The organism is Acetobacter sicerae, assembly GCF_011516765.1.
GTDB lineage: Bacteria > Pseudomonadota > Alphaproteobacteria > Acetobacterales > Acetobacteraceae > Acetobacter > Acetobacter sicerae.
On sequence record NZ_JAAABN010000001.1, the window covers coordinates 390,466 to 410,790 of the forward strand.

A 20,325-nucleotide genomic window follows, 5' to 3' on the forward strand; every position below is an offset into this window, starting at 1 on the left:
GAACATCCCTGCCCAAAGAGTCGAAATGCCTGCCTCATCCGACAGTTCTGGAACGCCCCACACGCTCGCTCACACTCTGCAACACTGGCGCCACGAAACGCTCCATCCTGATGTCCGTCTGATCGTGAATGTGTCCGAACCTGTCCTGACGCCGGATGTTGAACAACGTGTTCAGGCCATCTGGGACGATGCCTGCGCCAGTCGCCCCAGGCTTTTTAACGGGCGGATTTTCTGCATGGAGACAATCACGCCTGAACGTATCGAAGGATACTGGACGGAATACCGCCGGGCGCTGGCGCAAATGGCGGACCCGACCATTTTCGGCGATACGCCACTACACCAGCTTGCCGTTTGCGGTCTGCTTCGCTGTGCGGACGGCATCGTTCTGGGCAGGCGGAACCCTTCGTCCCTGTATCTCGGGGGTTTCTGGCAATCACCACCCGCAGGAACTGTTGAAATGCGGGGAGACGGGCTGTCCCTTTCCCTGACTGAGCAGATTCTCGCAGAAGCCGAAGAAGAGCTGGGGCTCACACAGCACGATGTCAGTGTCGGCTCCCCTCGCCTTGCCGTCACTCATTCCAGAACAGCCATTGTCGATATCGGCATTCCGCTGATGACACCGTTGTCCTTTACCGCAGTGAGAGAGAAATGGCTGTCACGGGCCAACAAGGAATACGACCAGCTGGCAGTGATTTCTGACGATCAGATCGGGAACTGGCGCATGCGGAATGACGTTGTACCGACAACAGGGATCCTGCTGAACACGACATGATACCTTCTGTTACAGTCATGTTATTTTTTCATGTCTGGATTACGATTTTCGTTTACCAGAATGGTTATCGATGTTAGATTCGGCACAGGATTAAGCCCCAAACGAAACAGGAGCCCGTGCCATGGTCACCCGCATCGCCCGTTTTGTCTCGAATGGCCTGATTGCTGTTCTGGTGGCATCGAAGGATGAAGCCGGCATTCCGATGACTGCCACCGCCAAGTCGCAGCAGAAGCCCTTCTGATACTCTTTCTTTTCAGCGACGTTTCTTCATAGGAACGAGGCGCTCCAACATCTGATCACAACAGAAAACCCGCAGAGTCTCTCTGCGGGTTTTCTATTTGCAAAATCCATTTCTGAAATGGACCGTCGTCAGGGACCTCCCCTTCCACCCTGTCTGGCGACAGAGGAAAAGGGAGGCAGTCTCCTTGCTCAGTGCGTATCAGGCAGAGCGTAGACAACCAGCTCATCGCTAACCGGCGTCATCATGAAGTGATGCCCTCCAGCCATGATCGCCACATACTGCCTGCCCTTGTACTCATACGTCATCGGCGTCGCCTGTCCGCCGCCCGGCAATACTGCATTCCAGACTTCCTTGCCTGTTTTCAGGTTGAAAGCATGGATGAGATTGTCCGTCGTCGCGGCCACAAACACCAGTCCACTGGCGGTAATCACCGGACCACCATTGTTCGGCGTGCCGATCGTCAGCGGCAGATGGGTTGGAAGCCCCCATGGACCGTTGGCGCGCGCGCTACCCAGCGGATGCTGCCACAGCACTTTTTTGGTGTGCATGTCGATCGCGGTGATCATGCCGTACGGCGGCTTGTTGCACATCATGGTGGTGAAGCGGTTCCAGAACGGCGTCACGACAATACCATAAGGCGTGTCGGCCATCGCACCGTTTCCTTCGGCGCCACCAGCCTTGGCGTTAAAGTGCGGGCTGTCGATCGGCAGGAGGCCGAGTTCATCGGCTTTGGTGCGATCCACAAGCTGGTCCCGCATCGGGGTATTGTTCCAGTTGGCGATCAGAATGCCGGTTCTGGCGTCATACGCCATGCTGCCCCAGTCACTGCCGCCGTTGTAACCCGGATATTCAATCCACGGCTTGCTGATCTCAGGCGCTGTGAACTCACCCTCATATTTCGACTTGCGGAACAGGATACGGCAGTAAAGCTGATCGATGGGCGTCATGCCCCACATGTCGCTTTCCTTGAGATCAGGAAAACCGAGACGCGGCATACCGACCGACCAGGGCTGAGTGGGAGAACGCGGGTCGTTCGGCACATCTGTCGCCGTCGGAGCCGGACGCTCTTCCACCGGCAGAACCGGCTTGCCGGTACGACGATCCAGCACGAAGGTCTGACCACGTTTTGTCGGCACGATCAGTGCGGGAACAGTGCCATCAGCCGTCGGCAGATCCATCATCGTCGCCTGGGAGCCCATGTCGTAGTCCCAGACATCCTTGTGCACGGTCTGGAAGACCCAGCGAGGAGAGCCCGTCCTGACGTCGATGGCGACGATTGAAGACGAAACAGCGTTTTCCTCGGGAGAACGCATGGCGCTGTAATAGTCGGCCGCGGCGTTGCCTGTCGGCACATAGACCAGCCCAAGATCATTGTCGCCGGTCATCGCAGCCCAGGAATTTGGCGTGCCGCGACTGTAATGCTCACCTTCTTTCGGCTCGCCATGATCATTGGGACGATTGACATCCCACGCCCACAGGAAGCGTCCCGTTTCCGCGTCGTAACCACGGATCACCCCGGACGGCGCCCAGCGGCGTTGCCCGTCAAGCACTTCCTGATTGGTCACAACCGCGCCGTTCACAACCGGCACGGGGGCTGTGATGGAGACGAACCCCGGAACCGACTCTCCCATGCCTTTCATGAGATTGACTTCGCCATGATAGCCGAAGCCTTCGCACTTCTGGCCGGTCTCCGCATCGACCTCGATCAGCCGCATGTCCAGCGTGCCTTCGAGAATACGGTTGTGACAGGGCTGCCCTTCAGGAACGGTCGAGGACGTGTAGTACGTCACGCCTTTACAGGCCGCCGTATAGGGAATGCTCTCGTATTTGACGCCAGCCTTGAAGTGCCAGACTTCCTTGCCCGTGGCAGGATCGATCCGCATCATGTCGTTCATGGCGGAACACATATAAAGCCCATCGCCGACCTTGATCGGTGTGGTTTCGGCGGCCCATTTGTTGGCCTGCCCCGGACCGGGCTTGCTGCCGGTGTGATAGACGAACGCCTGCTTCAGTTGTCCCACATTTTCAGGCGTGATCTGATCAAGCGGAGAATAGCGTGTGGCGTTGCTGTCCCGGCCATAAGCAGGCCAGTCGTCGTGAGCCGGATTGCTGCTTTCCTGCGCTACTGCGGGAGTAACTTCACTGGGAGGAGCAGGAGGACCATCGGGAATGTTCCCCGCATTCACGCCGCCCGCCTGAGGCGCGCTGGGTGACGGTGCGCCATACCAGCTTCCGGGATGGGGCAGAGCATCCTTGCTGGTTCCGTTCCCCTCGCCCGGTGGATCTTCATTCTTGGATGGCACCTGAGCCCATGACGCCGTCACAGGTACAAGGAGAGACGACAGCCCGCACATGATGGTTGCCGCCAGCAGAGTGGTTTTACGCATCATACCGCACTTCCTCTGAGAGATGTCTCGCGCTGGGTGCGACGCAGAACCGGAATGGTGAGCAGGACAGCAATAGCGACAAGGCTGGGTCCGAACAGGCGGGGAAGAAGTCCCCAGCCATCCATTCCGACTTCCCAGAAAGCCCAGGGCCATGTGCAAAGCCATGCGGCAAGATAGAGGAACGCCCCGGCGACACGCCCGAACGCCATCAGAATGCCACCCGTGATGATCGCCGCTCCGAACAGCACGTAATATAAGGACCCACCCAGAACCGCGAGTTGCGCTCCCATGATGAGCAGAGGCAGTCCAAGCAGGACAATCAGAACAGCCACAGCGAATGTGGCCCACTCCGCCGCGCTTTTCGGACGGTGAACAGTTTCCATAAAAGATCTCCGACTGCGTTGACACGCTGAAGCGGAATAACGCCGGTCGGTGCGATGCGTTCCATTTTGTAAAAACGACATATCGTGACTACCGACTGATGCAGTCAGGTGATAGAGCCAGCCAATACTCTTGCGGAGAATGAAATGCGGCGAGCAAGTATTGCTGCGGGACTACTGTTCTGCTTTTCAGCCCAGGCACAGGAAGCCATCACCACACCGGAAAGAATGGATGGCCCGTGGGTAGCCCTGCACCACTCTTCCGACGGTGGTGAGCATGTGGACGCCTGCATCCTCAAGGCCAGCGGACCGACGCTTCAGTTTCGGGCGGCAGGAAAAGAGATTTCCATTCAGGTGGCGGACGAAAGCGCCTCTTCCGGACAGTCGCTGCCCGTGACGCTGACCGCTGGAACCTTCGCCAGAACATTCCCCATGACCTCAACGGAAACGGGTGTTCTCTCAGCACATGTTCAGGCTGACGTCCTGCGCAACACACTGGAGGCTTTCAAAAAAGCGCCGAGCCTGACGATCCGGATTGGCTCTGCCGATGGCGACCCGATCCCTCTGGAAGGCAGCACGCAGACACTCGACTCATTTGTTTCCTGCATGAAAACACATAATTTCGGCACATCGGAAAAAAGCGGGCGCAAGGCCCGGCATTAAGAACCCGTCGATCGTCTGCTCGCGGCTTCCCACCAAAAGCAGACGCCTAGGCAGTCAGACGCCGAGCCAGATGGCCGCCAGCACGAAAATGGTTCCCAGCGCGACAAGGACCAGCGTTCCGGCAGCATTGCCGGGCATGACGGAAGGCAGTTCGGCCACAAACCGTGTCGCGGCCACCAGCATCAATACGCCAGCGACAAAAGCCACGATCCTTACGATTGATGTGGAACTGATGGGAAAACGTCTGATCGGCCGCATGATGACTCCGGGTGCGCTCCTGTCCGGCAACTGGTGAGGAAGCAGCCTCAAGCTCTAGCATCTCTCAGAGGCAGGACAACCCATGACTTCACGTCCTCTCTCATGCAGAAAAGGGCAGACCGGCCTGATGTAGGTTTTACGCACGCCCGGTACATATTTTTCTGCGCGTCACTCCACAAGCCGTCTTCCCGATAACCGCTGGACGCTCCTATAAGCGTTCATGCTCAAAGGGTTCCTCACTGTTGGCGGCTGGACCATGCTCAGCCGCATCCTCGGCCTTGTCCGCGATCAGCTTCTCGCCGCCTTCATGGGGGCCGGGCCGATGCAGGACGCCTATCAGGTGGCGTTCCGCCTCCCCAACATGTTCCGGCGTCTGTTCGGCGAGGGCGCGTTCAACGCCGCCTTCGTGCCGCTCTTTTCGGCAGAGCTGGCGACGGAAGGAGAAGACACGGCCCGAAACATGGCGCGACGGGTGTTCGGCGTTCTTCTGACGTGGCTGGTGATCCTGTGTGTGCTGGGAGAGATCTTCATGCCCGCCGTTCTGCGGGTGATCGCTCCGGGTTTCGCCGAAAACGGCTCACAGTATGAACTGGCCGTTTCCCTCAGCCGCATCACGTTCCCCTATCTGGTGCTGATCTGCGCGGCGGCGCTCGTGTCCGGCGTGCTGAACGGGCTGCATCGTTTCAGCATGGCCGCGGCGGCCTATCTCTCGTTCAATGTTGTGGGCATCGCCGCCGTTCTTTTTGCAACGCCGTTCTTTCCTGATGTCGCTCACGCGGCTGCCTGGGGTGTGACGGCGTCCGGCTTCGTTCAGCTTGGGCTGCTGATGTATGCGGCGCGCAAGGCAGGCTTTGACCTCACGCCACTGCCGCCGCACATCACACCCAAGATCCGTCAGCTTGGGCGTCGCATGCTGCCGGGCCTGATCGGCAGCGGCGTCACGCAGATCAATCTGACCATCGACACGATCATCGCCACCCTGCTTCCTGCAGGCAGTGTCTCGCTGATGTATTTTGCCGATCGCCTGAACCAGTTGCCGCTTGGCGTCCTTGGAGCCGCGGCCGGAACGACGCTTCTACCGGTCCTGACCCGACATCTGGCCTCAGACGACATCGACGCCGCCCATGCGGCGCAGAACCGGGCCATGGATTACGTGCTGATGCTCACCCTGCCCGCCATGGCCGGACTGCTCGTTCTCGGCACGCCCATCATGCAGGTTCTGTTTGCTCACGGCTCTTTCAGCCTGCTGGACGCAGCGCTTTCAGCCCAGTCACTCCGGGCCTATGCGCTTGGCCTGCCCGCCTTTGTGCTGGCGAAAGTGCTGGCTCCGGCGTTCTTCGCGCGCGGCGATACGTCCACACCCGTCAAAATCGGTTTCTTTACCCTGACGATCAATCTGATCCTCAACCTGCTGCTGATGAAACCTCTCGCGCATATCGGGCCTCCCCTCGCCAGCAGTCTCGCGGCGATCGTGAATGTCAGCGTCCTTGCTGCTCTGCTCATTCGCCGGGATGCCCTTCGCCCTGACGCTTCCATGCTTCGGCGGATTATGCTGATGAGCCTTGCGTCCATCGTCATGGCGCTGGCTTTGCTTGGGCTGAACAGCCTGCTCACAATGCCAGCGTCACACGTGACATTCTGGCTGGCCATCCTGCTGTCCTGTGAAGTGCCGATAGGGGGATTGCTTTATCTGCTGTCCCTGCACCTGTTCGGTGTGCTGGATCTGGCCAGCGCCCTTGATGGCCTGAAACGCCGTCTGAATCGGAAAAGAGGGAAAGCCTGATAACGTCATAAGGCAAGCTTTCGAGATGGCCTGCCTATCCCGACTGACAATGGCATTTACCCGGACCGGGAGCCTTTAAGTCTGGCTCCCGGACGGAAACAAAGGCCCCGTTTTACTGGGCCGGCTGAGTGGAAGCCGGCTTCTTTGCCGCTGTTCCCAGAACATTGTCTTCACTGACAAAACGGAGCGACTCCTGCGCCTCAGTCAGCGCGGCGACAGCTTCGTCTGTTTTTCCACCCTCAAAAAGAACAGAGGCGCGATAAACGTCTGCTGTGAAAACCTGCTGCGGCGCGATGGCGAGGACGAACTGAACATCCACACCGGCCTTTTCAAGCCCTTCGGCCGCAGCCCCGGAGTTCCCCTTCTTCATCAGGTCATTGGCTTCAGCGATGGCCTGCTGCTGTCCGGGAGACTGTTTCGCCTGAGACGAAATGACATACTGCCCAAGGACCGGCAGCCACAGGACAGGGTCAGCAACCGCCGTTGAGGAAGGAAGCTTGCCCGGATGCCCGGCGGGAACCGCAGGCGCCGGATGCAGTTCGTTCTCGGCCTTCAGAAACTGGCGGTTATCCTTCGACGCCCGCGCCAGTGTCTGGTTGGCGTCAGCCAGCGCGTCAGTGGCGATCTTTTGATCTTTCCCGATAATCGCCCGCCGCGCCACATCCACATCGGCAAAAGCTCTCAGACCCTCCTGCGAAAGACGCCCGAAATCCTGATCAACCTGTCCGGCTGTCACAGGAGCCGCAAAAGCGGGCTGGGCACAGACTGCGGCAGTCATGAGGGCTGAAGTCAGAAAGGCGCGAATAGTCATAAATTTCTCCAGGAAAACGATCACCACACATTGACTCATCTGGCTTCAGATAAAAGGCGGAGAGATGCAATGCCGCCTACAGATTTTGGCATGGAACAATTTTCAACAATTTCGTGGGATGCTTCCCGAGATTATCCGCTTTACAGGACATGAAGACACCCCCTATCAATTGCGAATAAATATCATTTACAGAAACCGGCTCCACCATGGCTTTCTCATCCTACTACCTGCCCCGCCTGCTGATTGCATCCCTTCTGGCCTATCCGGCAGGGCTGGTCGTCGCAACGTTCCTGCCTCACCTGCTGCATATGCCCCGGCCGGATTCCTTTTTCGTGGCTCAGGTGGGAGCGGTCATCGTGGTGCCCGCCACGGTTCTGACCATCTTCGGGACACGCTCTCTCCTGGGAGGATTGCTGGCAGCCGTCGCGGTCATTGCCGCCACCATGCTTATCGCGCTTCCGCTCGCTGCCTTCGGACCTCAGTGACGCAATGACAGCCACGCACAAGCAGAGCGTGCCCTCCCTGCGTATGCGCATGGGATGGCTTCACGCATGGGTTGGATTTATTGCAGGCCTGCTTCTGGTCTGTATTTTCGTGACCGGAACCATGTCGGTCTTCGACACGGAGATCACGCACTGGATGCAGCCGGAGACGCCGTCCGCGCAGCCCGGCATTCCCTCCGCCGAAGCGCTTGATCGGGCCGCTGCCGCAGTGACTGAGCAGGAAGGCAAGAAAAACCGCATCTTTCTCAGCCTGCCTTCAGACCGCGATCCACTGCTTCATGTGACCTATATGGATCATGACGTCTTCAGGAGTGAGAACTTTCACCCGCAGACCGGCCAGACTGTTCCCCTGAGAGAGACGGCAGGCGGACTGTTTTTCTTCTCCTTCCATTACACTCTTTATATGGGCCGCATGTTCGGCGTGATTCTGGTGCAGGTGCTCGCCGTCGGGATGCTGGTTACGCTCGGCTCTGGCGTCATCATCCATCTGAAAGCCCTGCTGCCCAATCTCGTGGCCTTCCGCCCGCAATCCAGTAGCCCCCGCCCCTGGATTGATGCGCATGTAATCGCCGCCGTGCTGTTCCTGCCCTTCATGTTCATGATCGCCTACACAGGCGTCCTGATCCATGCGAATCGCTTCTTCCCCAATACCGCCATAGAGCGTCCGAACCGGGACGGACCGGGACGGAATGGTCATCACCACGCGTCCCCCCTGCCGCCGCTGGCGCCTCTGCTGGCCGATGCGGCTGAAACATTCGGTGCGGACAGGCTGGGCTTCATCCAGTTTTCCCCGAAAACAGTGACCGTGGTGCGGGCTGACAACTCCAGGATCGGCATCAGCCGGGATCATATTGATTATGATCGCACGACAGGCGAACGCATCGGGCTGGTCAGCAAGAACAGTCCGGCGGCCCGCACCTCCCAGTTTCTCGGCGGCCTGCATATGGCGCGCTGGGCTCCTGTTCCGGTCCGCTGGTTCTATTTCATTTCGGGCTGCGCCGGTTACGTGATGTTCGCGACAGGGCTGGTGATGTTCCTCATCAAGCGTCGTCGCACGGCAACACAGAAGAACTCCCTGCCTATGGAGATTGCGGAAGGTCTTGCGCTTGGAACCGTGCTGGGCATGCCTCTGGCCTGCACCGGCGTTCTCTGGATGAACCGGCTGCTTCCGGCTGATCTCCCCTCCCGCGTCACGGTTGAGGGTTCCACACTGTTCGTCCTGTGGGGCGCGCTGACTGTCCATGCGCTTGGCCGGGCGTTCGGTCGCAGGGTAATGAAGGGATGGATCGAGCAGAGCAGTCTGCTGTCCCTGCTCCTCTGCCTGCTTCCCGTTCTTGATCTGGCCACGCGCTGGAAATGGATCGCGGGACAGGATCAGACCGTCTATGCCGCCGTCGATCTGACATCGGTCGTTCTGGGTCTCATTGCGCTGCGACTGTCAGTCGTTCTGCGACGCAGGACCAATGCAACCACCAGTCTGCCTGAAGCGTCCTTCTCAAAAGAAATCGTGTCATGACCATGCTGACAGCGACGCTGCTGTTCAATCTTGTTCTGTGGAGCATTGCGCTCGCCTGTCATGCCCGCCTGCAGAGCGGCTGGCAGAGGCGTCGGAGCTGGTTCCCTTCCCGCTCCGCGCAGCAGAGCATGCAGGCGGGCCGCGCGCTACTGCCCGCGACCGGCCTCATTCTGTCCATTCTGCTGGCTGGATCAGAAGGCGTTGTCGGATGGGTGGCGTCCGCCTCGCTTGGCGGCGTTCTGGTTGCCGTGACGGACGCATGGCGCGCGCCACCGCGAGCAGAAACCAGACACCCTTCACGCCGTCTTTCAGGTCAGGGATGAGCGCTCCAGGTTTTCATTGCCCCCGACAGGCCGAGAGGGGAGCAGTTTTACCTTCTCCCCCTTGTCAGATCAGGCTTTTCCGGCGTTTGCGCCAGTATCGTTGGCGGGCTTCTCAACGCTCGACAGCACGGTTGAAATCGTAGAACGGAGAACCTTCACAGAAACATTCGGTGCAATTTCCACGTCGATTTCATCCATTTCCGGCGTAGCCTTGCGCACCACACCGATGATCCCTCCCGCTGTGACGATCCGGTCGCCACGGCGCATGTTCTTCAGACTCTCTTTCAGCTTCTTCTGTTTCAGCTGCTGCGGGCGGATCATCATGAAATAGAAGATTACAAAAACCAGCGCATAAGGAAGCAACTGATACAAGCCACTCATGCCGCCTCCGGCACCGCCGGCAGCCTGAGCGTAAGCAGGGGAAATAAGGAAATCACTCATTATGGTAACTTTTCGTCCGACGGGTTGCGGTCAGCCATAGCTGACTGATAGGCCGGGACCATAGATTTTGGGGACGATGCGTCAACTGTGCTTTATGCCGCCATCTTCCGCAACAGGACTGTTTTTCGGAAATCGAGATGACAACAGATATCATGCCCGTTCTGGAACGTATCGCCTCCGCACTGGAACGTCTTGCACCGGCAACGGCCTCGCTGGATGGTCTCGACGCTGCTGACGCCTTCATCTGGCAGCCACAGCGCGGCCGGCTTTCCCCTGTGCGCACCGTCTCGCATGTCGCCCTGAAGCTGCTTCAGGGAGTCGATTCCCAGAAACAGCTTCTTCTGAACAACACGGCGCATTTCGCAGCGGGGCTTCCGGCCAACAACGCGATGCTGTGGGGCTCCCGCGGCACGGGGAAATCCTCCCTCGTGAAAGCCTGTCACGCCGAGATCAATGCGACGCTTCCCCAGGACCAGCACCTGATCCTTATCGAGATCGAACGTGAGGATCTTGGCACCCTCCCCGACCTGATGGATCTTCTCCGCACATCCAGCCGCCGCTTCATCGTTTTCTGTGACGATCTGTCCTTCGAGCGCGAGGATGCGGATTACAAGGCGCTCAAATCGGTCCTCGACGGCGGCATCGCCGGACGGCCGGAAAATGTGCTGTTCTACGCCACCTCCAACCGTCGTCATCTGATGCCTCGCGACATGATCGAGAACGAGCGGGCAACAGCCATCAATCCGTCCGAGGCGACAGAAGAAAAAGTCTCGCTGTCGGACCGTTTTGGTCTCTGGCTGGGCTTTCATGTCTGTGCGCAGGACGTTTATTTCGATATGGTCAGAGCCTACGCGAAAGAACGCAAGCTGGAGATTTCGGACGAGGATCTCTGTGCACGCGCCAACGAATGGGCAGTCACGCGAGGCAACCGGTCCGGCCGTGTCGCAGCACAGTTCATGGATGACCTGACGGCGTCGCTGAAAAGCGGCAGTCAATAACTTTACAAAATCTTTCCTGTTGATCTGCCTCACTTCACCGCGAGGATGGAAGTGCTATAGGAAAATGACTTTATTTTTTATACCGTTACGAAAAACAGTGCATGCTGTGCTTTATGAGATGTGAGCAGACAAACGATGGATCAGCCAACCGCGACCGAACTGTCAGACGACTTCGAAACCTCCTGCGAAACAGTGTCTGGAGCAAAGCGTAACCAGACGGTCGATCTGCGGCGTGTCCATTGTGATCCCGACTTCTGGTATCCCGTCGCGTGGTCGCGTGAACTGAAGCGCGGCAAGACGATCGGCGTGCGTTACGCCGGACAGCCCATCGCGCTGATCCGCCCTGAAGAAGGGAATGTCTTCGCCCTCGAAGACCGTTGTGCGCACAGGCAGGTTCCCCTGAGCAAAGGGCGCGTGCAGGGGCAGTCGGTTCAGTGCTGCTACCATGGCTGGGCTTACGGACGTTCAGGTCGCTGTATCGACGTTCCCTATCTCGGCAAGGGCAAACTGCCGAACGGCGTGCGCACCTTCCCCGTGATCGAGCAGGACGGGCTGATCTTCGTGTTCCCCGGCGATCCGGAAAAAGCCAGGACAGTGCAACTGCCCGCCACACTCGCCCGCGTGGATGATCCGGCTTACAAGACCCGCCGGTTTGGTCAGGAAGTCGGCTGCCACTACAGCTTCATGCATGAGAACCTGATGGATATGAACCATCAGTTCATGCACATGAAACAGATGGGCCAGATGCGCCCCCGTTTCCTCGGTCAGAAGCGTGAACCGGGCCTTGTCGAGGCGCGCTACTCCTTCGCCCGTACAGGCGGAAAACAGCCGCTGGGTGAAGCCCTGATCTTTGGCGAGCGTCGGGATGCGTCAGCGAAGCATCAGGATCGTGACGTCATGACGATCCGCACGACCTATCCGTATCAGACCCTGCATATCCAGACGGGCGACGAAGCGCCGGTGATGGATCTGTGGATCGCCTACACGCCGCAGGACAAGGACCAGCTGACGAACCGCACGTTCGGTCTTCTGTCGGTCAAACGTCCAGGTATTCCGGGCCTGCTCGATCTCGCCTGGCCTTTCCTGATTGCGTTCACCGAGCGGATCTTTGCGGAAGACCGTGAAATCGTCGAGCTTGAGCAGCAGGCATGGAAGGATCTGGGCGGCGACCACAATCTTGAGGTCTTCCCGGTCATCAACAATCTGCGCGCGCTTCTGGCCGAGTGCGGCGTTCCTGCAGACACCAGCAAAACAGATACGCCCACAGCCTGTGCGGGCAGCACGTCCTGCAGGACCGCAGAGCAGCCCGTAGCCACCGCCTCCCGTCCGGCAGAAGCGGCCGATGCGTCCGCGCCTGCTGGCAAACCTGCTCCCTCTACGGCAGCCGGAAGTACGCCGGCACGTCAGAGAGCCGCGGGTACTGGCGAAAAAACGGCGACATCCGCCCCGAAGGCAGCAGCAGCACCGCCAAAGCGGAAACGTCATCGGAGCAGGAAACCCCAGAAAGAAAACTCCGTGACTCCTTCCGTTTCCTGACAATATCGAGGCAACAGTGACTTTTCCGGTCGAACCGCCAAGGCTGATGGCTGGAACATTCTGCCTGCGAGGCCTCCGCCCTGACGATGCGGGGGCCATTCATGCGCAGGTCAACGACTGGAACGTCATCCGGATGCTCAGCCGGCTACCGTTCCCCTACCCCCGTGATCTCGCCGAGCGCTGGATCGCCAGCACCGTCCAGCAGGCCGAAGCCAGAACGGCCTACCACTTTGCGATCGAAAATCAGGCTGGCGCTGTTATCGGGTGTATCGGTCTGACGCTGAGCCAGACTGATGGCCAGTATCGCGGCTCACTGGGCTACTGGATCGGGCGTGAATACTGGCGACAGGGTATTGCTACCCTTGCGTCAGACCGGCTGTGCAGCTGGGCCTTCGCGAACCTGCCTGTCGACACGATCGAAGCCTCTGTCGCGCAGGATAATGTCGCATCGGTTGCCGTGCTGAACAAGCTCGGCTTCCGCCAGACAGGCGCCGCCACTCAGGTCTTCACAGCCAGAGGCGGAAATGTGAGCGTCCTGCTGTTCAGCGCCTCACGAGAAAGCTTCGATGCCGCTCATGAGAGCAAGCCTCCCGCAGACGCCGACGCCTCCGCTGAACAGACAGAAGAACCCCGCCGCCTTGTGCTGGTGGTAGCCGCCGTTCTGATTGACGCGAACAACCGTATCCTTCTGGCCCGACGCCCGGAAGGCAAGACGCTCGCAGGATTATGGGAGTTTCCCGGCGGCAAGATGGAGCCGGGCGAAGCACCTGAAACCTCGCTGATCCGGGAATTACGAGAGGAACTCGGCATTGACGCCAGTCGCGCCTGCCTTGCGCCCTTCACCTTCGTGTCCCACAGTTACGAAAAATTCGATCTGCTTATGCCGATCTATCTGTGTCGACAGTGGCAGGGCCATCCGGAAGGGCGAGAAGGGCAGAAGCTCGCCTGGGTTGAGGCCTGTGATCTGGATCAGTATCCGATGCCGCCCGCCGATATTCCTGTCATTCCCTTTCTGCGTGACCTTCTTTGACTGTCTGACACGCACGATTGTCTTCACTGTGCATGAGAAAACGAGATATCCGGTCATGAATCCCACTTCCGCTCTTATCGTTATCGGTAACGAAATTCTTTCCGGGCGCACGCAGGACGCCAATATCCGTTTTCTGGCGACGCATCTCGGCGATATCGGCGCCCCGCTCAAGGAAGTCCGTATCATCCCCGATGTACGGGAAACGATCGTCGCCACCGTCAATGAGATGAAGGCGCGTTACGATCAGGTCTTCACGACGGGCGGAATCGGGCCGACCCATGACGACATCACCGCAGTCTGTGTGGCTGAAGCGTTTGGTGTGCCGCTCGAACTGCATGCGGAAAGCGCCGCGCTGCTGGAAGAGCATTATGGCCGGGATCAGTTCACGACGGCCCGTCAGCGCATGGCGATGCTGCCGCGCGGAGCAACGCCAATCAAGAACGCCGCCTCCATCGCGCCGGGTTTTTCCATCGGCAACGTGCATGTCATGGCCGGTGTGCCGTCCATCATGCAGGCCATGTTCCATGCCGTCAGCCCGACGCTCAGGCGGGGTCAGCCCATCCAGTCGAAAACATGGTACGCGCTCGGCATCTATGAGAGCGTCATCGCCGCCGCTCTGGAAGCCGTCCAGAATCGCTATCCTGATCTGGACCTCGGCTCCTATCCGTTCAAAAGAGCTGACGGACGCGGCGGTGTCGCCCTTGTGGCGAAAGGCTCTGACCCGGCCAATCTCGCAGCCGCTTCACAGGCGATCCACGATCTCATCGCGGCGACTGGAGAGACACCGATAGAGGGCGAACCAAAAGCCTGATCCACACTTCTCAAGCCTGCACAACGCAGAAAGGCCCGGACGCAACGTTCCGGGCCTTTTTTTATATGGCTGACAGGCGGAAAGTTCAGCTTAGCGCGCTGCGCCCCATGGCAAGGAACTTTTCGCGTCTCTGGGCAATAAGCGCCGCTGCGCCCTCGCTCAGAAGCGGCATCAGTTCTTCCGCAATTGACTGGCCGAGCTTCTCGATCATCGACTGAGGATCACGCTGTGCGCCTCCGACCGGCTCTTCGATAATCCGGTCGATCAGACCCAGTTTCCGCAGATCCTGAGCTGTCAGACGCAGTGCTTCGGCTGCTGTTGCCGCCTGCTTCGGGTCACGCCAGAGAATCGATGCACAGGCTTCCGGTGAAATCACCGAATAGATGGCGTTCTCAAGCATCAGCACCCGGTCAGCCGTCGCCAGAGCAACCGCGCCACCGGAACCACCCTCACCAATCACGGTCGCGATCAACGGCACCGGCACTGTCAGGCAGGTCTCGATGGAACGGGCGATGGCTTCCGCCTGACCACGGGCTTCCGCGTCAATGCCGGGCCATGCTCCGGAAGTATCCACGAAAGTGAGAATCGGCAGACGGAAACGTCCGGCCATTTCCATGAGACGGATGGCTTTACGGTAGCCTTCCGGCCGCGCCATGCCGAAATTATGCTGCAGGCGGGTTTCCAGATCGGAGCCTCGCTCGGTCCCGATGACGACCACCGACTGCCCGTTGAAACGACCGAGGCCACCAATGATGGCCTTGTCATCGGCAAACTGACGATCGCCCGCAAGCGGCGTGAAATCGGTAATCAGCCCCCTGATATAATCGAGGGTATGCGGCCGCTGCGCATGGCGCGCGACCTGCACCTTCTGCGACGGGGTGAGCTTGGCATAAAGCGAGCGCAGCTGCTTCTCGACCTTGTCGGAAAGCTTTCCGATCTCGTCGGAGATGCTGACGCCATCACTACCGCCATCGGCTGCGGCGGCGGTGTTGCGAAGGCCATCGATCTTGGTCTCAAGCTCGGCGACCGGTTTTTCGAAATCCAGAAACTGACGCATGGTCGACGCCGATAGCACACTCACAGACAATTCCAAGCGTGCAGATTTTCCACACCTGCTCTTTCTTACGGTTTTTTCTCGCCAGCGTCTTTTTGCATGAGACCCTGCCCCTCTGCGGTCTCCGCCTCGGCAGCCGCTTTTCCCAGCGGATGATGCGATTCGACGACTGCCCGCAACCGGTCTGCCTGCACATGGGTGTAGATCTGGGTGGTCGCGATATCTGCATGTCCCAGCAGCATCTGAAGCACCCGGAGATCCGCTCCATGCGCCAGCATGTGGGTCGCAAACGAATGACGCAGCACATGCGGCGACAATTGCGCCGGATCGATTCCGGCGCGTGAACCGAGATCCGCGAGGATCTTGTCGAACCCCTGCCGTGTGATCGGACGCAAGGCAGTGCGACCGGGGAAAAGCCAGAGACTTTTCTTCGCCTCGTCTTCCAGCAGCAGACTCATGACAGCGTCGCGAGCCGGGTCGGACAGCGGCACCAGACGCTCCCGACCGCCCTTACCGCGAATCATCAGCATCCGGACATCCTCCCGGAACATGTCCCGCCTCAGGGTCAGCAGCTCCGAGATTCGCAATCCCGTGGAGTAGAGCAACTCCAGTGCGGCACGGCCCAGCAGCAGACGGCGACGCTGCGCGGGACTGCTGTCAGGCGAGCAGGTGGACGCATCGATAAGCGCCGAGACTTCGGTTTCGGTGAGAAATTTGGGGAGCGTCTGCTGGGGCGAAGGCGCATCAAGCTGACTGGCAGGATTATCCTGCCGCCGTCCTTCCCGCAGCAGGAAGAGATAGAACTGGCGGATGCATGAAATCCGGCGTGCGATCGTGCGGCGGGCCAGTTTGTCTGACGCCATTTCGGCGACCCACCGGCGCAGAGCGTCAACGGAAGCCGTGGCGAGGGTCTCTCCCTCAGCGCCAAGCGCCTCGCTGCAATGCTCCAGATCCCTCGTATAGGCCGCGAGAGTCGCCGGAGCCGCCGCTCGTTCAGCCGCCAGCATTTCCAGAAACGAATCGACTGAATCCTCAGTCACTCTGTTTCTCCTGAAGGCTGAAGCAGTTTCCCTGAACTCAGCTTTTGCGAAAACAGGGAAATCCGTGCCTGCCGGAGCACCTCATCTGTACCCTTGGTAGACTTACTCAGGGCGCTGGTGCAGCGGGCGCCGCTGGCGGCGCAACGGACGGTGTTGCTGCTGGAGCGGGAGCCGGAGCAGCAGTCGGGACCACAGTCTGCGGTGGAACCACGGAAATCGGCGGAGACTGTGGGACGGCCGTCAGGCTGGCCACAGAGAGTTCCTTGTGGACCATCTGCTGGGACGCAGGCGGACCCGATGACAGTCCAAGAGAAAGGATTCCACCACAGATGACGACAGCAGCGGCACCGGCTGCGATAAGGACGATTCGGCGCATTTCAGCCTCGATTCTTTCAGTCCCGCAGCCGGTAATATCCGCCGCGTTCCCATGATGACGTGTGTTTGCCCGCTCTATGTTACGATGGCAGCCATGTCACGCCCATTCTTACCTGAACGGGGGAATGCTGTCCTGCCTGAGCAGACGCCTGCATTGCCTCCCTCCCCGCCTCCGGACACGGTTTCCGAGCCCGCGCCTGCCCTGCCGCTCAATCTCGACGCGGTTCGCAGCAGCACCGGCTTCGGTCCTCTCTGCGGTCGAAGCATTCTGCTGATCGGCCTGATGGGAGCCGGAAAATCAACCATAGGCCGTCGCCTCGCCCAGCGCCTCGGACTCGGGTTTGTCGACGCCGATGCCGAAATTGAACGTGCCGCAGGCTGTTCGATCAACGACGTCTTCCGCCTTTACGGCGAAGAAGCCTTCAGGGATGGCGAACGGCGCGTCCTGAAACGGCTGATTGACGGGCCTTCCCGCGTGATTGCGACAGGCGGTGGCGCTTTCATGAACGAGCAGACCCGTGCGCTCATCCGGGAACGCGCCATCTCGGTCTGGCTGCGCTGCCCGCTGCCTGTCCTGCTGAAGCGGGTAAGCGGACGCACGCACCGGCCCCTGCTGAACGGCGCCAAGCCTCGCGACGTGCTCGAACGTCTGATGCTCATCCGTCATCCGGTTTACGCGGAAGCTGATATCATCGTGCAATGTGGAGAAGACAACGTGGACAACGCCACAACCCGCGTCATCGAGGCGCTGGCTCTCAATCACCGCCCACGTCGCCTCCCTGTGCGGCTTGAGCGCAATCCTTACGAAGTCATCATTGGCACCGGCCTGATAGAACGCGCTGGCGCCCTGCTGGCGACGGTGTTGCCACAGAAGCGTGTCGTTGTGATCTCCGACACGACGGTGGCCGAGCTTTATCTCCACCCTCTCATTGAATCTCTCACAGACTCCGGCTTTGCCGTTCAGTCCATCGTGGTGCCACCCGGCGAACAGTCAAAGTCACTGGATGAATTCAGGCGCGTCACGGACGCCATTCTGGAGCAGAAGGTCGAGCGCCGAACGACCGTCATCGCTCTTGGCGGCGGTGTGGTCGGTGATCTGGCAGGCTTTGTCGCGTCTGCGACTCTCCGCGGCCTGCCTTTTGTCCAGATGCCGACAACCCTGCTGTCGCAGGTCGATTCTTCTGTCGGCGGCAAAACTGGCATCAACACGTCCTGGGGCAAGAATCTGCTCGGCGCGTTTCATCAGCCCGCAATGGTTCTGGCCGATGTTTCCAGCCTTGCAACATTACCCGTGCGGGAGATCCGTGCGGGTTATGCCGAAATTGTGAAGGCGGGGCTTATCGGAGACGCTGACCTTTTCACCTGGTGTGAACGGCATGGCGCGGCTGTCATTGCCCAGGACCCCGACATGCTGGCCGAAGCCGTCGAAAGAGCCTGCGCTTTCAAGGCCGCCATCGTGACCGAGGATGAGTTCGAGCGGAAATCCCAGGGGGGTCGCGCCCTTCTCAATCTCGGCCACACGTTCGGTCATGCCCTTGAGGCGGAAATGGGCTACAATGGCAGCCTTCTGCATGGGGAGGCCGTCTCGATCGGTCTCCGTCTGGCTTTCATGCTCTCCGTGCGTCTGGGCTACTGCCCTCAGACCGATCTGGACCGGGTGACCGCCCATCTGGATGCGACAGGCATGCCTGCCCGGATTTCCCAACTGGATCGCTCCTTTGACGCCCGGACACTTCTTGACCACATGACAAGGGACAAGAAGATGCATGACGGCAAACTCACATTCGTTCTGGTCCGGGGAATCGGTCAGGCGTTTACCTGCCGGGATGTTCCGGCGCAGGCGGTTCATGATGTTCTTGTGGAAGATGGGTGTGCAGCAGATGCGATGCAGACACACGCTGGTCGTGGAACTGACATCTGAAAGCCACATAGGTCGTTACAAAACCCCACCAACCGGCCCTGTACAGGCGTTCGGGCTGGAGAAAAACGGTGAGGCATACATTATTTGCAACACCACAAAGTTCATGACCCAAACATGAACTGTTGCATATAAATCACGCTTATGGCGTGTAATAGGCGAAAGCCTCATCAGATGGGTTCCATTCACGGAACCCATCGTTTTATAGGGCTTTTAGACAGCCTGTAGGGGCAAGGGATCGCACTTCATCGATCCAGCCCAAACAGTTGATAAATGAGGACGAAAAAATGCGTCTCCGCAGTGCGTTACTCGCAACAACACTGATGGCAGCAGCGCCGGTCGCTGCTTCCGCAACAACAATCACCGGGCCGTACGTCAATGTCGGTGGTGGTTATGATCTGACACAGACCCAGCATGCCAGCACATGGGATCCGGGTTCACAGAGCACGGTCAGCTCCAAGTACCGTCACCAGAACGGTTTCACCGGTTTTGGTGCATTCGGCTGGGGCTTCGGCAACGGTCTGCGCGTTGAGGTCGAGGGTGTTTACAACTACTCCGAAATCAACCACCGCAACGGTGCCGGTGTCGCCAACAACAAGACGCGTGGCAGCGACCAGTCCTATGGTGGCCTTGTCAACGTCCTGTATGACATCGACCTGAAGCAGTTCGGTATCGATGCGCCTGTCACACCGTTCGTCGGTGTTGGTGCCGGTTACCTGTGGCAGCATTACAACCCGACTGACTCGAACTTCGCCAACGGCTCACGTTCACGTCTGGGCGGCACGAACGGCAGCTTCGCGTATCAGGGCATCGTCGGTGCGGCTTACGACACGGGCGTTCCGGGTCTGCAGGTCACAACCGAATACCGCATGATCGGTCAGACGTTCTCTGACGGCGCATTCAAGACCACAGCGTATGCTCCTGGCGGCGCGAAGATCGGCAGTGGCAACACTGGCTTCGATCATCGCTTCAACCACCAGTTCATCGTCGGTCTGCGCTATGCGTTCGACACGGCTCCCCCGCCGCCGCCGGCTCAGCCTTACGTTGCTCCTCCTGCTCCGCAGGCAGCCCGTACCTACCTCGTCTTCTTTGACTGGGATAAGGCTAACCTGACGGCTCGCGCCCGCCAGATCGTTGCAGAGGCAGCTCAGGCTTCCACGCACGTTCAGACGACACGCATCGAAGTCAACGGCTACACCGACAACTCGTCGGCTCGTGGTGGCGCTGCTGGTGCGAAGTACAACATGGGTCTCTCGATCCGTCGTGCAGACAGCGTCAAAGCTGAGCTGATCCGTGACGGCGTGCCGGCTTCGGCCATCGATATCCATGGTTACGGCGAAGCACACCCGCTGGTTCCGACAGGCCCGAACACTCGCGAGCCTCAGAACCGTCGCGTGGAAATCATCCTGCACTGATCCGCTTTCCGGATCTTTCAGGAAACGCTACGAAGAAGGGTGCCTTTCGAGGCACCCTTTTTTTATGTCT

19 protein-coding genes and 1 pseudogene are annotated in these 20,325 nt (G+C 59.3%); 12 read left to right on the forward strand and 8 right to left on the reverse strand.

Annotated elements, in window-relative coordinates:
- Positions 1–25 precede the first annotated feature (25 nt).
- On the forward strand, positions 26–772 hold the full coding sequence (locus tag GVI59_RS01755) for a phosphohydrolase (protein WP_173572566.1): 747 nt from the start codon (positions 26–28) through the stop codon (positions 770–772).
- Positions 773–1,201: 429 nt separating this feature from the next.
- Here GVI59_RS01755 and GVI59_RS01760 read toward each other — a convergent pair whose 3' ends face one another.
- Together GVI59_RS01760 and GVI59_RS01765 are read right to left on the reverse strand one after the other, a co-directional pair.
- Positions 1,202–3,400 (reverse strand): pyrroloquinoline quinone-dependent dehydrogenase, encoded by a 2,199-nt coding sequence (locus tag GVI59_RS01760; RefSeq protein ID WP_173572739.1) that lies wholly within the window; start codon positions 3,398–3,400, stop codon positions 1,202–1,204.
- Positions 3,400–3,783, reverse strand: a complete 384-nt coding sequence (locus GVI59_RS01765) for a glycerol dehydrogenase (RefSeq protein ID WP_173572567.1) — start codon at positions 3,781–3,783, stop codon at positions 3,400–3,402. Before GVI59_RS01765 ends, GVI59_RS01760 begins: the two co-directional genes overlap by 1 nt.
- Positions 3,784–3,927: 144 nt before the next feature.
- Here GVI59_RS01765 and GVI59_RS01770 point away from each other — a divergent pair, with 144 nt between their 5' ends.
- Complete coding sequence (locus tag GVI59_RS01770) at positions 3,928–4,443, forward strand: hypothetical protein (RefSeq protein WP_173572568.1); 516 nt, start codon at positions 3,928–3,930, stop codon at positions 4,441–4,443.
- 54 nt (positions 4,444–4,497) lie between these two features.
- On the opposite strand, the gene GVI59_RS01775 is transcribed toward GVI59_RS01770, so the two are convergent.
- A complete protein-coding gene (locus GVI59_RS01775) occupies positions 4,498–4,701 on the reverse strand; it encodes a hypothetical protein (protein WP_173572569.1) in 204 nt (67 codons plus the stop codon).
- 220 nt (positions 4,702–4,921) lie between these two features.
- Between GVI59_RS01775 and murJ the strand changes: the two genes are divergently transcribed.
- Positions 4,922–6,484: a murein biosynthesis integral membrane protein MurJ gene (murJ, locus tag GVI59_RS01780; RefSeq protein ID WP_173572570.1), complete on the forward strand. Its 1,563-nt coding sequence runs from the start codon at positions 4,922–4,924 to the stop codon at positions 6,482–6,484.
- Between the two features lie 112 nt (positions 6,485–6,596).
- Here the strand turns inward: murJ and GVI59_RS01785 are convergent, their stop codons facing one another.
- Complete coding sequence (locus GVI59_RS01785) at positions 6,597–7,295, reverse strand: YfdX family protein (protein ID WP_173572571.1); 699 nt, start codon at positions 7,293–7,295, stop codon at positions 6,597–6,599.
- A 206-nt stretch (positions 7,296–7,501) separates the two neighbouring features.
- Here GVI59_RS01785 and GVI59_RS01790 point away from each other — a divergent pair, with 206 nt between their 5' ends.
- From GVI59_RS01790 to GVI59_RS01800, 3 genes are read left to right on the forward strand one after another with little or no spacing between them, the layout of a single operon-like run.
- A complete protein-coding gene (locus GVI59_RS01790; protein WP_173572572.1) occupies positions 7,502–7,780 on the forward strand; it encodes a hypothetical protein in 279 nt (92 codons plus the stop codon).
- 4 nt (positions 7,781–7,784) lie between these two features.
- Complete coding sequence (locus tag GVI59_RS01795; RefSeq protein WP_242012866.1) at positions 7,785–9,314, forward strand: PepSY-associated TM helix domain-containing protein; 1,530 nt, start codon at positions 7,785–7,787, stop codon at positions 9,312–9,314.
- A complete protein-coding gene (locus GVI59_RS01800; protein WP_173572573.1) occupies positions 9,311–9,637 on the forward strand; it encodes a hypothetical protein in 327 nt (108 codons plus the stop codon). The genes GVI59_RS01795 and GVI59_RS01800 overlap by 4 nt, the downstream gene beginning before the upstream one ends.
- Before the next feature lie 69 nt (positions 9,638–9,706).
- On the opposite strand, the gene yajC is transcribed toward GVI59_RS01800, so the two are convergent.
- Positions 9,707–10,078 (reverse strand): preprotein translocase subunit YajC, encoded by a 372-nt coding sequence (yajC, locus tag GVI59_RS01805; RefSeq protein WP_173572574.1) that lies wholly within the window; start codon positions 10,076–10,078, stop codon positions 9,707–9,709.
- A gap of 137 nt (positions 10,079–10,215) precedes the next feature.
- Between yajC and GVI59_RS01810 the strand changes: the two genes are divergently transcribed.
- From GVI59_RS01810 to GVI59_RS01825, 4 genes and pseudogenes are all read left to right on the forward strand, one after another.
- Complete coding sequence (locus tag GVI59_RS01810) at positions 10,216–11,076, forward strand: ATP-binding protein (RefSeq protein WP_173572575.1); 861 nt, start codon at positions 10,216–10,218, stop codon at positions 11,074–11,076.
- A 135-nt stretch (positions 11,077–11,211) separates the two neighbouring features.
- Positions 11,212–12,345: pseudogene (locus GVI59_RS01815) on the forward strand (Rieske 2Fe-2S domain-containing protein); the annotation flags it as partial.
- A 313-nt stretch (positions 12,346–12,658) separates the two neighbouring features.
- On the forward strand, positions 12,659–13,642 hold the full coding sequence (gene mutT / locus GVI59_RS01820; RefSeq protein ID WP_173572577.1) for an 8-oxo-dGTP diphosphatase MutT: 984 nt from the start codon (positions 12,659–12,661) through the stop codon (positions 13,640–13,642).
- A 55-nt stretch (positions 13,643–13,697) separates the two neighbouring features.
- Positions 13,698–14,453 (forward strand): competence/damage-inducible protein A, encoded by a 756-nt coding sequence (locus GVI59_RS01825; RefSeq protein WP_173572578.1) that lies wholly within the window; start codon positions 13,698–13,700, stop codon positions 14,451–14,453.
- A gap of 85 nt (positions 14,454–14,538) precedes the next feature.
- Here the strand turns inward: GVI59_RS01825 and GVI59_RS01830 are convergent, their stop codons facing one another.
- The 3 genes from GVI59_RS01830 to GVI59_RS01840 form a co-directional block, all read right to left on the reverse strand.
- Positions 14,539–15,510 carry an acetyl-CoA carboxylase carboxyltransferase subunit alpha gene (locus GVI59_RS01830; RefSeq protein WP_173572741.1) on the reverse strand — a complete coding sequence of 324 codons (972 nt, stop codon included), beginning with the start codon at positions 15,508–15,510 and terminating at the stop codon, positions 14,539–14,541.
- Positions 15,511–15,575: 65 nt separating this feature from the next.
- Positions 15,576–16,547: a tyrosine recombinase gene (locus GVI59_RS01835; RefSeq protein ID WP_173572579.1), complete on the reverse strand. Its 972-nt coding sequence runs from the start codon at positions 16,545–16,547 to the stop codon at positions 15,576–15,578.
- A 106-nt stretch (positions 16,548–16,653) separates the two neighbouring features.
- Positions 16,654–16,923, reverse strand: a complete 270-nt coding sequence (locus GVI59_RS01840) for a hypothetical protein (RefSeq protein ID WP_173572580.1) — start codon at positions 16,921–16,923, stop codon at positions 16,654–16,656.
- A 93-nt stretch (positions 16,924–17,016) separates the two neighbouring features.
- Here GVI59_RS01840 and aroB point away from each other — a divergent pair, with 93 nt between their 5' ends.
- Both aroB and GVI59_RS01850 read left to right on the forward strand, forming a co-directional pair.
- Positions 17,017–18,843 carry a 3-dehydroquinate synthase gene (aroB, locus tag GVI59_RS01845; protein ID WP_242012867.1) on the forward strand — a complete coding sequence of 609 codons (1,827 nt, stop codon included), beginning with the start codon at positions 17,017–17,019 and terminating at the stop codon, positions 18,841–18,843.
- A gap of 284 nt (positions 18,844–19,127) precedes the next feature.
- Complete coding sequence (locus GVI59_RS01850; protein ID WP_173572581.1) at positions 19,128–20,255, forward strand: OmpA family protein; 1,128 nt, start codon at positions 19,128–19,130, stop codon at positions 20,253–20,255.
- Positions 20,256–20,325 lie beyond the last annotated feature (70 nt).